We start from the raw sequence: 12,440 nt of genomic DNA, 5'->3' as shown, positions 1-12,440 counted from the left end.
CTCGCCGGCCGTTTCTCCTACATGACCGTCGACATGCGCACCGTCTCGCAGCGCCTTTCGCCGGCGCTCGGCCATTTCTTCAACCACCAGACCCACCATCGCGGCCAGGCGCATATGGTGCTCACGGTGCTCGGCCGGCCTTCGGTGTCGCTCGACCTGGCACTGTTCCAGCGCTCCGAGGAAGGTCGCGCCTACGCCTGAGCGCTGTACCGTCCAGCTTTCCGCGAGCCGATTTTCGATCAAACTCAACCATCAAGGAAGACGCGTAATCAGCGAATTTTACCTTGAAAAAATGGAACCCTGACCGAGCCCGTTCGTATTCCCTTCATTCCCTCTCGCACAGGCATGCGCACGGACCCGGCAGTCCGGCGATGCAGTGCGAAAAAAGTGGCAACGAAGGAGAATGCCATGAATGGTATCGTAGAAAAAATCGCCGGCACATTGATCGGCGGCATCGCCATTCTCGCCGTGCCGGCGAATGCCGCTGGTCTCGACATCGGCTTTGGTATTGGCAACACTGGCGTCGCGGCGGGTAACCCGGGCGGCGCGGGCACCGGCACGGGCTCCTCGATGGGCGGCTCAACCGGTCTCGGCACGGGCTTTGGCAGCAGCATCGGCGGCGTCGGCGTGGGCGGCACCGGCGGCTTCGACGCCGGCACTACCGGCTCGATCGGCGGCGTCGCGGGCACGACTACCGGGACAGGCACCTCGTTCGGTGCGACCGGCGGCATCGGCGGCACCGACACGGTGGGCGGCGCCAGCGGCTTGAACGTCGGCACCAGCGGCTCGATTGGCGATGCCATGGGCACGACCACCGACACCCCGTTCGGAGCGACGGGCGGCATCGGCACAGTAGGTGGCGGCGGTGGCTTGAACGCCGGCACCAGCGGCTGGACTGGTGGTGCCGCGGGTACAACTACCGGCACCTCGTTCGGTGCGACGGGCGGCATCGGCGGCGTCGGCACAGTAGGTGGCGGCGGTGGCTTGAACGCCGGCACCAACGGCTCGATTGGCGGTGCCATGGATACAACCACCGGCACCTCGTTCGGTGCGACCGGTGGCGTCGTCGGTACCGGCTCCGTGGGTGGCGGCGCTGGCGGCTTGAACGCCAGCACCAGCGGCTCGATTGGTGGTGCCACAGACACAATCATCCCCAATACTAGTACCTCGTTTGGTGCGACGGGCGGCGTCGGCGGCACCGGCACGGTGGGCGGCTCCGGCGGCTTCAACGCCGGCATCGGCGGCTCGGCCGCCGGCTCCACCATTGGTTCCGGCAATACCTCGAGCGGTGGAATCGGTGGCACCGTGGGTGGTTCGGGCAGCTCGACAGCCCACTAAAAGGAAAAGCAGAGCCCGCCTCCGTGGAGGCGGGCCTGCCGGTTACTTCGCGTTATTGCTGCGCGCACCGAGCTTGCATTGAAGCCGATATTGTTCTCCGGCTGGACAATCGACCGGTTGCAGCGAGGCAATACCATGCAGCCAACGGCCAACCGGGAGCATCGGACCGGCCGTGAGGCTCTGCGGCACGCCTGCCGCGTTGCCGGCTGCGGCCGGCGGTGCCTGACGAGGCCTCCGGCCAGTCGGAGAGCCTTCCGTGGTGGGCTTTCTGATTGCCTACCACGGCAGGCGGTGCCGACGGCGTATTAACCACACTTGCATTGAAGCTAATATGTTAGGACTTCTTTTGCGCTCGCGCTCCACAATAAGCGTGTTGCAGTGGGAGCAAAGGGCATGCGCATCGATTTGTCCCCGACAAGTTGGGGCAGGGTCGTGGTGGTCACCGCCGCCGGCACCGCCTTTTTCATTGCCGCCGCCTTCTTCGTCGATTCCTTCAATTTCCCCTCGCTGTCGCCGCAGGCGCTGCTTTGGGCGCAACTCACGGACCTTTTCCTGCCGCTTGTCCTTGGCGGCTCCTTCCTGTTCTTCCTGATGTGGAAGATGCGCCAGCTGGCCATCACGCAGAAGGAACTCGGCGTCATTGCCGCGACCGACAGCCTGACGGCGGTCTTCAATCGCGGTGCCTTCTCGATGCTGGTCGAAGCCTATCTCGAGCGGGCGCGCGGCCAAACGGTCGCCGACACCGGCGCCTTTCTGATCGTCGATGCCGATCACTTCAAATCGATCAACGACCGCCTCGGTCACGATTGCGGCGACCAGGCGCTGAGGTTGATCGCCGCGACGATCAAGGGGCAACTGCACGGCGCCGACATTGTCGGACGCATCGGCGGCGAGGAATTCGCGGTCTTCCTGCCCGGCGCCGACGCCGCACGCTCCTTTCTGGTCGCCGAATCCATCAGGCGCCGCATCCGCGAGGCCGAGTTTGCGCCGGGCGGCCGGCCCTGGCCGCTTTCCGTGAGCATCGGCGGTACCGCCTTCAGCGGCCCGACCACCTACCATGACATGTTCCAGGTCGCCGACCGCCATCTCTACAAGGCCAAGTCCAATGGCCGCGACCAGGTGAGCTTCGAGATCCCGCGCGGCGGGCCGGCGGGCGATGCCGCCGGCACGGTCCACTGAATCCGAGGTCAACGGTGCCTGCGGTTGAGCAGCGGCCTGTGCTGGCGGATCAACTGGCGCTCGACATCGAGATAGGGCCTGATCAGGCCTGCCGCGGTCGGGGTCGGGCCCGGCTGATGCACCACCGCCATCAGCATGCCGTGTTCGGCGAGCAGGTTCAGCCACTTCAGCGCTTCCCATTTAGGCGTCGCGCCGCCGCGGCCCGTGAGGCTGCGATTGATGTAGCCGGGATAGGAAAGCAGGCGCTTGCCCGCCGAGGCGCCGCAGGTGCCGATCCTGACCGCCTTGCCGTCGGCGGTGACCCAGGCATAGACGGCTTCGCCGAGTTCGCAGGCCTTCGGATCGGTTATCGTCACTCGGATCGACGACTTGTCCCGGCCAAGCCGCATTTCGGCCGCCGGCTTGAAACGCTCGCGATCGAGAAACATCCGCCCTCCCGATGCATGTCGCCGGAAGTGTGCAACGGTTCCGGGACAACGACATGCATCAAAACAAAGACTTAAAGCGCGTCCGCAACTGACATTGTGAACGGCAACCGTCCGTGTGGTGTTTCACGCAGCCGTCGAAAGTTTTCACGCGATTTCGCAGCGCCGCGTATGCCAGCAACGGTCCGTTCATTCTTTGGCGGCTAGTGTCGGAGACTGGCCTCAGCCGATCCGCGAGCGACCGTGTTCGATCTCATCGACTACAAGGCGGTGCTGGTCATCGCCCTCATCTTCATTCCGCTCGAGCAGCTCCTGCCGCTGCATGCCGAGCAATCGGCCACGCGCCGGCATTGGCTGAACGACGTCTTCTATCTGCTCTTCAACGGCATCGTCATCAAGTTCGGCCTGTTGCTGGTGATCGGCGCTGCGATGCTGGTGGTCCCGCGCGTCGTTCCCGAGGCGCTTTCGGCCGCCGTCCGGTCGCAGCCTTTATGGCTGCAGACGATCGAGGCCCTACTCATCGCCGATATAGGCTTCTACTTTGCCCATCGCGCCTTTCACGCGGTGCCGTTCCTGTGGCGTTTTCACGCCATCCATCACTCGATCGAGGAGATGGACTGGCTGGCCGGCCACCGCGTGCATCCGGTGGACCAGATCCTGACCAAGTCGGCTTCGTTCCTGCCGCTCTTCGCCCTGGGTTTTTCCGGCGAAGCGGTTCTCATCTATGTGCTGATCTATCACTGGCAGTCGGTGTTCATCCACTCCAACACCGGCATCAAGTTCGGGCCGCTGAGATGGCTGATTGCCTCGCCGCAGTTTCATCACTGGCACCATGCCAACGAACGCCGGGCCTATGACAAGAACTTCGCCGGACAGTTGCCCGTCCTCGATCTGATCGGCGGCACCTTGTTCATGCCGCAACATATGCCGGAAAAATACGGCATCGACGAGCCGGTGCCGCAGCTCTATCACCAGCAGCTCGTCTATCCCTTCGTGACCGCGGCCGAACCGGTCGCGCCGATCGCAGAAACGTTACCGGCGGCCGCCAAGCCGGAATGACGTCACGGAAAAACCCGCCACTGAGGGCGGGCTTTCCGGGAGGGCGGTCTTCTGTTGTAAAATTCAGGCGGCGAAGCCGCCATAGCCGCGCGCCACCGGCTTGACCGAGACGACCGGCTGCTCCGAAGGCCACAAGACGCCTGCCGTCACCGCGAAGGTGATCAGCGCATCGCGCGCGACCTCGACCGGGATTTCTCCATTCCGCGCGGCCTCGCAGGCCTTCACCGCGGCGCCATAGCTGAGGCGGCGGCGCGACGGCGGGAACTCGGTCAGGAAATCATGCATCTCGAACAGCGAGGCGATCATGCGCTTGTGGCCGGCGCCGACGCTGAGGGCGACCGGTGTGAAGAACGTCCTGTCGTGCATTCGGACCTCGTCAGTTGGCTGCGGAGGCGGCGAGCCTCCCTGGCTGGGGAAGGACGCCACACAACGCGGCTTGCGGCGGGAGGTTCCACGCATGCCGCTGTTTTCTCAAGGATGGCGTGCCCCCCGCTGACGCGGAGACAAATCGGGCTCTTTGCCTTGCAGTCGCTGGAACGGCCTGGCAGCCTATTTCCACATGCCGCGCATGCGGGCGCCGAGATCGACCTTGACGCCCGGCCGCTGGCGCGGGTCGTCCTTGAGCGCGGCGCTCGCCCAGGACGACTGCTCGAAGGCCGAAAGCATCGAGGCCGGGATGAAGCGCGTGCGCGAGGCATAGACGTGGCGGTCGCCGCGCGCCGCCTGGTTGTGCGGATAAAAGCGCTGCGGCACGACGAGATGCAGGCTGTCCTTGGCCCGGGTCATCGCCACATAGAGCAGGCGCCGCTCCTCCTCGATGTCCTCCTTGGTGCCGACGCCGAGATCGGCCGGGATGCAGCCGTCAACGGTGTTGAGCACGAAGACGTTCTTCCATTCCTGGCCCTTGGCCGAATGGATGGTCGATAGGATGAGATAATCCTCGTCGCGATGCGGCGGCCCGGCCTGGTCGCTTGTTGCGTCGGGCGGGTCGAGGGTGAGCTCGGTCAGGAACCGCTCGCGCGACGGATAGGTCGATGCGATCTGCTCAAGCTGGAGGAGATCGGCCCGGCGCGTGATCGCATCCTCATGGATGCGCTCCAGATGCGGCTCGTACCACAGCCTGATCCGCTCGAGGTCGGCCGGCCATTTCGCGCCGGCGCGTAAGCCGGCATAGATGTCGAGGAAGACCGGCCAGTCCTGCGCCGCGCGCTGCGGCGGCCGGAACCGTGCCAGGCCCAGCGTCTCGTCCAGCGACGTCGCCATGGCGTCGACGATCTGCGAGGCGGCGGACGGGCCGATGCCCGGCATGAGCTGCAGCACGCGAAAACCGGCGACGCGGTCGCGCGGGTTCTCGGCAAAGCGCAGCATCGCCAACATGTCCTTGACATGCGCGGCATCGAGGAATTTCAGCCCGCCGAACTTGACGAAGGGGATGTTGCGGCGCGTGAGCTCCACCTCCAGCGGCCCGCTATGGCTCGAGGTGCGGAACAGCACCGCCTGCGCCTTCAGCGCCGTGCCGGCCTCGCGCTCGGCCAGGATCGCTTGGCACACATAATTGGCCTGCTCGGCCTCGTCGCGCACGCTGACCAGTTGCGGCTTGTGCGAGGACCGGCGCTCGGTCCATAGATTCTTGGTGAAGCGCTCGCTGGCCTCGCCGATGACCTTGTTGGCGGCGGCCAGGATCGTCTCGGTCGAGCGGTAGTTACGCTCCAGCATGATCACCGCGGCTGCTTGCACGAACTGCTTTGGGAAATCGAGGATGTTGCGCACTTCGGCAGCGCGGAAGGAATAGATCGACTGCGCATCGTCGCCCACCACGGTCAGCCCGGCGCCGTCCGGCTTCAGCGCCAGAAGGATCGAGGCCTGCAGCCGATTGGTGTCCTGGTATTCGTCGACCAGCACATGATCGAAGCGACCGCCGAGATGCGCCGCGATCTCCGGCTCGGCCGCCATCTGCGCCCAGTAGAGCAGCAGGTCGTCGTAATCGAGAACGTTCTGCGCCTGCTTTGCCTCGACGTAAGCCGCGAACAACTCCTTCAGCTGTTCGGCCCATCCTGAGCACCAGGGGAAGGCCGAACCAAGCACTTCTCCCAGCGGCGCCTGCGCATTCACCGCCCGTGAATAGATCTGCAGGCAGGTGCCTTTGGTAGGAAAGCGGCTTTCGGTCTTCGAGAATCCCAGCTCGTGCCGCGCAAGGTTCATCAGGTCGGCCGAATCCTCGCGGTCATGGATGGTGAAGGCCGGGTCGAGGCCGATCTGCTCGGCATAGTCGCGCAGCAGTCGCGCGCCGATGCCGTGGAAAGTGCCGGCCCAGGCCAACGCGTCGGCGATGATTGCCGCGTCGCGCCCCAGCACCTCGCCGGCAATGCGCTCGACGCGCTTGGCCATCTCGGCCGCCGCGCGGCGGGAGAAGGTCATCAACAGGATGCGGCGCGGATCGGCGCCCTTGACGATGAGATGGGCGACGCGATGCGCCAGCGTGTTGGTCTTGCCGGAGCCTGCGCCGGCGATCACCAGCAGCGGTGCCGCCATCTTGCCGTCGCCATGCACCACCGCCAGCCGCTGCTCGTCGTTCAGCCGGGCAAGATAGGCGGGCGTCTCGAAGGACGAATCACGGGCGGCGATGTTCATCGCCCATCAAGCATCGTTTCCGCTTTGTTCGCAATAATTTCCTCGGCCCGCGCGAGGGGGGAGAGGTGGCCGGGAAGCGGCCGGAGAGGGGCTGCGCCGGCATCCACGCTTCACCGGAAGGGGCTATTCCCAATCGAAAGAGCCGCTACCGCTTCGGCTCGACCCCCATCGCCGCCGACTGGCGCCGCAAATTGCGCCTCTCGTCGCCCGGCATATCCAGTGGCGCGACGTCTCCAGGCACCTCGTCGATGATCCTCACGGCAACGCGATAGGCGGTGTAGGCAAAAAGCCCGGCAAGCAGAAGGCGGACCATAATCAGTTTCCTCGTTGCGTTCGATTGGCTCGGGATTCCAACCGGACTCGGATCGGTTGGTTCCCGCCGGTCAACGCAACCAAACCGCCACCGCCCCGTTTGCCCCTCAAGGAGCGAACGAGAGGAGGTCGTCATGAAGAAGCTTCCTGTGCTGCTGGCTCTTGCGGCAGGGCTCGTGCTCGCCGCCTGCGACAACAGCGTGCCGCCCACCAAGGCGCCGGGCGATGAAGTCAACCAGAACCCGCAGGTCGACAAGAACCCTGTGCCGAAATCGACCACCGGCGGAGACCAGCCGGGCACGCCGCCGAAGCAATAGGGCAGGGCAGGTCGGATTATCGTTGGGCCGAAACGAAGAAGGCCGGCGCCGCTTGGGAGGAAGCTCGGTAGCGCCGGCCAAGCGGGAAAATCAGGCCCGCCGCACAACACAAGATAGCTGAGTCTCCGCTTCGCGTCATGGTGCGATCGCGGTAGCCGGCTAGGGAGCCACCGGAAAATCACGAAATTCTGCAGGGCCCGTCATTGCGAGACCTCCGATGGTGCGGGATTCGCTCAAGTGAGCATCCGTGGAAGACTGGCCTTCACGCCATCGCCACGCGCCGTACCGGCACGTTGGCGATCTCGATGTCCAACTGGCGCTGCGTCAGCGCCGCTTCGGCCATGATCCACCGCTTGAACAACTCGACCTTGCGGGCGCCGACCGCCTTGATGGGGCTGACGAAATACCAACCCGCCGTGTTGGGATGGTGGACCGCGAAGGGGGCCACCAGCCGTTCGGCGCGGATGTCGCTTGCCATATAGGCGCGGTTGGCGACGGCAAAGCCCATGCCGGCATTGGCCGCTTCGTAGGACATCATGCAGCTATCGAAATAGACGCTCCTCGTTTCGCCAAGCACGAAGCTTGCGCCGGCAAAGCCCAGCCACGACTGCCAGTTCTGCGTGCACGTGTCAGAGTGTAGCAGCGTGAAGTAGCGCAGATCCTCCGGCACCACCTTCGACAGCGGTTTGTCGCCCAGCACCTCATGGAAGAGTTTGCGGCTGCACACCGGCGTCAGGTCTTCCTTGAACAGCAGCTCCGACGTGAGACCGGGGAAATTGCCGTCGCCATAACGGATTTCGAGGTCGTATTCCGAAGTCGAGAATTCATGCGTGGCGTAAGAGGTCGACACCCGCATCTCAATATCGGAATATTGATGCTGGAAGGCCGAAAGCCGCGGAAACAGCCAGCGCGCCGCAAAGGTCGGCAGCACGCAGATCCGCAACACATGCGCCTGCGACTGGCCGGTTGCCTCCATGCTGGCCGCCACGATCCGCTCCAGCGCCTCGCGCACGCGCGCCACATAGGTCTCGCCCTCCGGCGTCAGTGACACCGCGTTGCCGCCGCGCTCGAAGATCTTGAAGCGCAGCTGATCCTCCAGGCTCTTCACGCGCTGGCTGACGGCGGAAGCGGTGATGAATTGCTCTTCGCCGGCGCGCGTGAAATTCCTGTGCCTCGCGGCGCTCTCCACGATTTTCAGCGAGTTGAGGTTGACCTGACTGAGCAGTCGCACGGGGTTTTCGACCTTAAGCTGGGCTTACGCTACCACCAGCATTCCTAAATTTACAGGGGTAGGCGTTTAAATGACTGTTAACCAAGTGTTGCCCCCATCTTGGAGAAAATAGAATGAACGCCCATACAATTCCCGAACTGCGCTGTGCAATGAGCCGCGAGGCCATCATTGGTCATGAGACCTCCTGGAAAGTGTCGGGTTTCGGCGTCGCCCAGTATCGTCACGGTTACGACCCGGCTCTGCTTGCCGCCATCGAAGAAGCGGCGCTCAAATTGAAGGCCAGCCATGCCGTGCACAAGCACCTCGACCTCACCTTCATCACTGGTGCCGACCGCTATATTCCCGAGATCAAGGAGCTCTTGCACGACAAGCTGCGCCTGGAAAGATTGTCCGACATGATGGGAACCAAGCTCGAGCCCTATCCGCTGTCGATCGTCGGCTCGACCGTCACCTTCATGAATCCAAGGGATGGCGCGGTCGAATGGCATTGCGACGGCGTTCCGGTGACGGAGCTCATTCCGCTGTCGATCAGCGATCCTCTCGTCGGCGGTCATCTGGAAATCTACTGCGACGATTCCGAGACCGGCCGCTCGGTCCTGGAATCCGGCCGCGAGCTGCCGCGCAACAAGATCATGCGCATCGACCACAAGATGAATTACGCCACGCTCGGTCAGTTCCTCGGTGTGCTCCACCGCACCGCGCCGATCCAGCTCGGCGAGCGCGTCACCCTGGTGCTCAACCAGCGCTCGACGGCCAAACCCTATGTCGACGACAACCGCATGTTCTACCTCGCCGCCGACAACGACCATGACCGTGCCTGGGTGAACGAGCTGGCCGAGGATGTCTGGACCAACCAGCTGCCCGCCTACCGCCGCCATGCCGAGGAACATCCCGTGCCGCAGCCGACGGCGGAAGCGGTTTCCGGCGGGGCGAGGGAGTCTTGGTAATGACCGACGATCCGGTCGAGTGTCAGCCGCCTTCAGTGTCGCTGAGTCTCGGGCCGGTCGGGCCGGAAAGCCAAAGCCGTTCCGGCGCCCGCGGCGCGGCGCTTGCCTTCGCCCTCGGTGCCGTAGCGCTGTGGGCGACCAACGCCCTGGTCGGCAAGACCTTGCTTGCCGTCTATCCGGTGTCGCAGGTGCAGTTCCTGCAATTTTGCGGCGCGACGATTGTTTTCGCGCTGATCCGGCTCTTTCCTTCCCCCCTTGTGGGGGAAGGTGGCCGAGCGAAGCTCGGTCGGATGAGGGGTGCTGGACGGATCGCCGACGCCGGAGTTCCTTCCAACACCCCTCATCCGTCTCGGCGCTTCGCGCCGATCCACCTTCTCCCACAAGGGGAGAAGGGAAATGCCGCGCTCGCCTATCTCGTCGGCTTCCTCGGCCTGGTCGGCACCATGGTCCTGCAATATATCGGCTTCGCCTCGGCGCCGGTCATCGAGGCGAACCTTGTCGCCTATACTTGGCCGCTGATGACTGCCGCGGCGGTCATCCTGCTTGGCAGGCCGCGGCGTCCGGTGTTGCTCGGGCTGGCGGCGGCGCTTGGTTTCGTCGGCGTGGCGCTGGTGATCTCCGGCGGCCGCGCGCATTTTTGGTCCAACGGGGCATGGTTCGAAGGCGGCAGCCTTGTCGGCTATCTCGCCGCTTTCGGCTCCGCTCTCTGCATGGCCTTCTACTCGTTCGCTGTCGGCCGCCTCGCCGTGTCGCCCGAGCGGCTGCTCCTGCCTTCGGCGCTGATCGGTGTCGCGCTCACCTTCGCCTGGTGCCTGCATGATGGCGTCGTGCGCCCGAGCGGCGCGCATCTTCTGCTCGGCCTCTATCTCGGCGCCGGCCCGATGGGGCTCGGCTATTATTTCTGGTCGCGCGCGGCAAAGCTCGACCACGGCGGCAGGATAGCGGTCGTCGCCTATCTGACGCCGATAGCTTCCACGTTTCTGCTGACGCTCTCGGGCGAAAGCTTGTCGATGACGGCTGTTGCCGGCGCCGTCCTCGTCATTGGCAGCTGCCTTGCGGTCGGCATCGAAGGTACGGAGAGCAGGCACAATGTCCAAAATGGCCGTTGACGAGGACGAACGCCGCGCCAGGCAGGAGGCGCACTGGCTGGTCAGGGAGTTTGGCGCGGAGGCGCCGCTCTATGCGGCCATGAAGGCCGAAAAGGCCATCGAGCAGAAGGACTTTAGCCGCTGCGCGCGCTGGAAGCGCGTGCTGGAGATCCTCGCGGAGAGGCCGCCTGCCGAGCTCAGGCGCGGTGTCGCCGCCGGATGAGCGATTTGCCATGGGGCCGCCGAATCGCGCATGGTCGAGCATTCGGCTGGTAGATTGCCGTTGCCGTGCTGGAACTTGGCCTGAACTTCGATTTTTCAGCAACTCCTACCGTAGGTTGAAGTTCTGTAGCCCCTTTTACCTATCCAGGCGGGCGGCCGGTGCTATAAAGCGTGCGCTATAGCTATTAGAATTCCTAACTTGCGCGTTTCCAATCCGTGTAGAAACATCACCCGGTATTGAGTCTCGTAGCTTTACTGACTCTGGACGGTCCGTTGGGGGACAGGTCCAATTCGATACACCGACGAAAGTCTTAAAAAAAGAGCTGGCGATTTGAGGGCCAGCAGAAGGTGAAAAAATTGTCCAACATCGACGATAAGACTGCAATCGAACTGACCGCCGACATTGTCTCGGCCTATGTCGGCAACAATCCGCTCCCTGCCTCCGGCCTGCCCGATCTGATCGCCAGCGTCAGCGCGTCGGTGCGCAGGCTCGCCACCGGCAGCGTTGTCAAGGAGGCCGTGGCGCAGACGCCCGCGGTCAACCCGAAGCGCTCGGTTTTCCCCGACCACATCGTGTGCCTGGAGGACGGAAAGAAGTTCAAGTCGTTGAAGCGTCACCTCGCGACCGATCATAACCTGACGCCGGACGAATATCGTGCGAAATGGGGCCTGCCCGCCGATTATCCGATGGTGGCGCCGAGCTACTCGGCCACCCGCTCGGCGTTGGCCAAATCCTCCGGCCTCGGCCGCAAGCCGGCCGGCGGCGATGCGGCCAGGAGCAAGGGCAAGCGTAAGGCCAAGGCCTGAGGCATGTTGCCCGCAACGGATGATGTCGCGCCATGGCTATGGCGCGACCGTCTGGCCGACCTTGCTGCATTGCGCCGCGGGGTCGCCGCGCAGTGCTCAGTGGATGCGGCTCACGGCGTCAAGGCGCGGCGCATCCTGTTTTCGCTGGGCAGTCCGTCCGGCGACCTGCTTGCGGTGCTGGACGCGCTCGACCGGTTCGAGCGCGCCATCATCGAATGCGACGCTCCGTCGGTGATCGAGGCGCACAGGCTGGAATGTCTCGCCGTCCTTGAGCAATTCCAGAAAAAGTGTGAGCGGTTAGGCTCGGCGACTTCGGCGTAGCCTTTCCGCCCGGAACTGCGTCAAAACAGGGAGATAGAGCGATTTACCGTTTCCTCGAAACGGTGAAACGCTCTGGACCGCCTTATGGCGAGCGCTCAGCCGAGGACCTGAGGCGGCTCCGCCGGCCGGACCTGCTTGGGGTCCTGCTCGTTGGCCAGGCTCTCCGCCTCGACAGCCGTCATCTCAAGAAGGTAGACGAGCATGTTGTAGCGCGTGCGCGAGAGCATCTTCGCCAGCTTGCGCGTGATTTCCGCGACATATCGCAACGTGCGTGGATCATTGATCGCCGCGCCCATCGTGAGCTCCTGAATGCCAGAGCCAAGTTTTCTTGGATCAAGTTATCGTTGGCGCCAACTCACGACTCACGGCGCATCGGCAAGGTCGCAGGTTTGCGATAAAAACTGAAATCAATTTTTGATAAGCATCATGCTTGGGTCAGAAGATTTCGCCGCCTTTTTGGTGGTATCGTCTCTTGCTGCATCAATATTGAGCACGAGGCAAACTTGCGGTTGTCTGCTTGCGACGGGTTGATCTTTCTCCGGGAATGTTGATCGCCGTGGCAG

The 12,440-nt window shown here is 63.8% G+C and carries 16 protein-coding genes; 10 read left to right on the top strand and 6 right to left on the bottom strand.

The features are described from left to right. From LB515_RS20615 to LB515_RS20605, 3 genes are all read left to right on the top strand, one after another. On the top strand, positions 1-201 hold a 201-nt coding region (locus LB515_RS20615; protein WP_318012638.1), incomplete at its 5' end, for a DinB family protein. A gap of 207 nt (positions 202-408) precedes the next feature. Continuing rightward, on the top strand, positions 409-1,338 hold the full coding sequence (locus LB515_RS20610; protein WP_224708794.1) for a hypothetical protein: 930 nt from the start codon (positions 409-411) through the stop codon (positions 1,336-1,338). A gap of 393 nt (positions 1,339-1,731) precedes the next feature. After that, positions 1,732-2,517, top strand: a complete 786-nt coding sequence (locus LB515_RS20605; protein WP_224708791.1) for a GGDEF domain-containing protein — start codon at positions 1,732-1,734, stop codon at positions 2,515-2,517. Between the two features lie 8 nt (positions 2,518-2,525). Here LB515_RS20605 and LB515_RS20600 read toward each other — a convergent pair whose 3' ends face one another. Beyond that, on the bottom strand, positions 2,526-2,945 hold the full coding sequence (locus LB515_RS20600; protein ID WP_224708790.1) for a hypothetical protein: 420 nt from the start codon (positions 2,943-2,945) through the stop codon (positions 2,526-2,528). 240 nt (positions 2,946-3,185) lie between these two features. Between LB515_RS20600 and LB515_RS20595 the strand changes: the two genes are divergently transcribed. Continuing rightward, positions 3,186-4,001, top strand: coding sequence for a sterol desaturase family protein (locus LB515_RS20595; RefSeq protein WP_224708789.1), 816 nt, complete (start codon positions 3,186-3,188; stop codon positions 3,999-4,001). A 63-nt stretch (positions 4,002-4,064) separates the two neighbouring features. On the opposite strand, the gene LB515_RS20590 is transcribed toward LB515_RS20595, so the two are convergent. From LB515_RS20590 to LB515_RS20580, 3 genes are all read right to left on the bottom strand, one after another. Further along, a complete protein-coding gene (locus LB515_RS20590) occupies positions 4,065-4,367 on the bottom strand; it encodes a DUF982 domain-containing protein (RefSeq protein ID WP_224544031.1) in 303 nt (100 codons plus the stop codon). Between the two features lie 183 nt (positions 4,368-4,550). Further along, entirely contained in the window at positions 4,551-6,632 is a 2,082-nt protein-coding gene (locus tag LB515_RS20585; protein ID WP_224708788.1) for an ATP-dependent helicase, read from the bottom strand. 145 nt (positions 6,633-6,777) lie between these two features. Next, positions 6,778-6,945 carry a hypothetical protein gene (locus tag LB515_RS20580; RefSeq protein WP_181165039.1) on the bottom strand — a complete coding sequence of 56 codons (168 nt, stop codon included), beginning with the start codon at positions 6,943-6,945 and terminating at the stop codon, positions 6,778-6,780. A gap of 133 nt (positions 6,946-7,078) precedes the next feature. Here LB515_RS20580 and LB515_RS20575 point away from each other — a divergent pair, with 133 nt between their 5' ends. Next, positions 7,079-7,261 (top strand): hypothetical protein, encoded by a 183-nt coding sequence (locus tag LB515_RS20575; protein WP_140846066.1) that lies wholly within the window; start codon positions 7,079-7,081, stop codon positions 7,259-7,261. 262 nt (positions 7,262-7,523) lie between these two features. On the opposite strand, the gene LB515_RS20570 is transcribed toward LB515_RS20575, so the two are convergent. Then, the gene (locus tag LB515_RS20570; RefSeq protein WP_224524912.1) at positions 7,524-8,492 is read right to left on the bottom strand and encodes a LysR substrate-binding domain-containing protein; all 969 of its coding nucleotides are present in this window, start codon (positions 8,490-8,492) and stop codon (positions 7,524-7,526) included. A gap of 113 nt (positions 8,493-8,605) precedes the next feature. Between LB515_RS20570 and LB515_RS20565 the strand changes: the two genes are divergently transcribed. The 5 genes from LB515_RS20565 to LB515_RS20545 all read left to right on the top strand — a co-directional run bounded on the left by LB515_RS20565 (position 8,606) and on the right by LB515_RS20545 (position 11,877). Beyond that, entirely contained in the window at positions 8,606-9,439 is an 834-nt protein-coding gene (locus tag LB515_RS20565; protein WP_224708787.1) for a hypothetical protein, read from the top strand. Beyond that, complete coding sequence (locus LB515_RS20560) at positions 9,439-10,548, top strand: DMT family transporter (protein WP_224708786.1); 1,110 nt, start codon at positions 9,439-9,441, stop codon at positions 10,546-10,548. Before LB515_RS20565 ends, LB515_RS20560 begins: the two co-directional genes overlap by 1 nt. After that, complete coding sequence (locus LB515_RS20555) at positions 10,529-10,750, top strand: hypothetical protein (RefSeq protein WP_224544029.1); 222 nt, start codon at positions 10,529-10,531, stop codon at positions 10,748-10,750. The genes LB515_RS20560 and LB515_RS20555 overlap by 20 nt, the downstream gene beginning before the upstream one ends. Before the next feature lie 356 nt (positions 10,751-11,106). Then, positions 11,107-11,556, top strand: coding sequence for a MucR family transcriptional regulator (locus LB515_RS20550; protein ID WP_095767194.1), 450 nt, complete (start codon positions 11,107-11,109; stop codon positions 11,554-11,556). A gap of 3 nt (positions 11,557-11,559) precedes the next feature. After that, positions 11,560-11,877: a hypothetical protein gene (locus LB515_RS20545; protein WP_224708785.1), complete on the top strand. Its 318-nt coding sequence runs from the start codon at positions 11,560-11,562 to the stop codon at positions 11,875-11,877. A gap of 95 nt (positions 11,878-11,972) precedes the next feature. On the opposite strand, the gene LB515_RS20540 is transcribed toward LB515_RS20545, so the two are convergent. Continuing rightward, entirely contained in the window at positions 11,973-12,173 is a 201-nt protein-coding gene (locus LB515_RS20540) for a hypothetical protein (RefSeq protein ID WP_095767070.1), read from the bottom strand. Positions 12,174-12,440: the final 267 nt, after the last annotated feature.

This window comes from Mesorhizobium sp. CA15 (assembly GCF_020165215.1).
Classification (GTDB): Bacteria; Pseudomonadota; Alphaproteobacteria; order Rhizobiales; family Rhizobiaceae; genus Mesorhizobium.
This window is presented reverse-complemented; position numbering and strand designations above follow the sequence as displayed.

What these genes read in the sequence shown, in the direction of transcription:
- LB515_RS20555 (WP_224544029.1), top strand. Translation starts at nt 10,529, where the DNA reads ATGTCCAAAATGGCCGTTGACGAGGACGAACGCCGCGCCAGGCAGGAG.
- LB515_RS20580 (WP_181165039.1), bottom strand. Translation starts at nt 6,945, where the DNA reads ATGGTCCGCCTTCTGCTTGCCGGGCTTTTTGCCTACACCGCCTATCGC.
- LB515_RS20600 (WP_224708790.1), bottom strand. Translation starts at nt 2,945, where the DNA reads ATGTTTCTCGATCGCGAGCGTTTCAAGCCGGCGGCCGAAATGCGGCTT.
- LB515_RS20575 (WP_140846066.1), top strand. Translation starts at nt 7,079, where the DNA reads ATGAAGAAGCTTCCTGTGCTGCTGGCTCTTGCGGCAGGGCTCGTGCTC.
- LB515_RS20610 (WP_224708794.1), top strand. Translation starts at nt 409, where the DNA reads ATGAATGGTATCGTAGAAAAAATCGCCGGCACATTGATCGGCGGCATC.
- LB515_RS20540 (WP_095767070.1), bottom strand. Translation starts at nt 12,173, where the DNA reads ATGGGCGCGGCGATCAATGATCCACGCACGTTGCGATATGTCGCGGAA.
- LB515_RS20565 (WP_224708787.1), top strand. Translation starts at nt 8,606, where the DNA reads ATGAACGCCCATACAATTCCCGAACTGCGCTGTGCAATGAGCCGCGAG.
- LB515_RS20545 (WP_224708785.1), top strand. Translation starts at nt 11,560, where the DNA reads ATGTTGCCCGCAACGGATGATGTCGCGCCATGGCTATGGCGCGACCGT.
- LB515_RS20560 (WP_224708786.1), top strand. Translation starts at nt 9,439, where the DNA reads ATGACCGACGATCCGGTCGAGTGTCAGCCGCCTTCAGTGTCGCTGAGT.
- LB515_RS20585 (WP_224708788.1), bottom strand. Translation starts at nt 6,632, where the DNA reads ATGAACATCGCCGCCCGTGATTCGTCCTTCGAGACGCCCGCCTATCTT.
- LB515_RS20590 (WP_224544031.1), bottom strand. Translation starts at nt 4,367, where the DNA reads ATGCACGACAGGACGTTCTTCACACCGGTCGCCCTCAGCGTCGGCGCC.
- LB515_RS20605 (WP_224708791.1), top strand. Translation starts at nt 1,732, where the DNA reads ATGCGCATCGATTTGTCCCCGACAAGTTGGGGCAGGGTCGTGGTGGTC.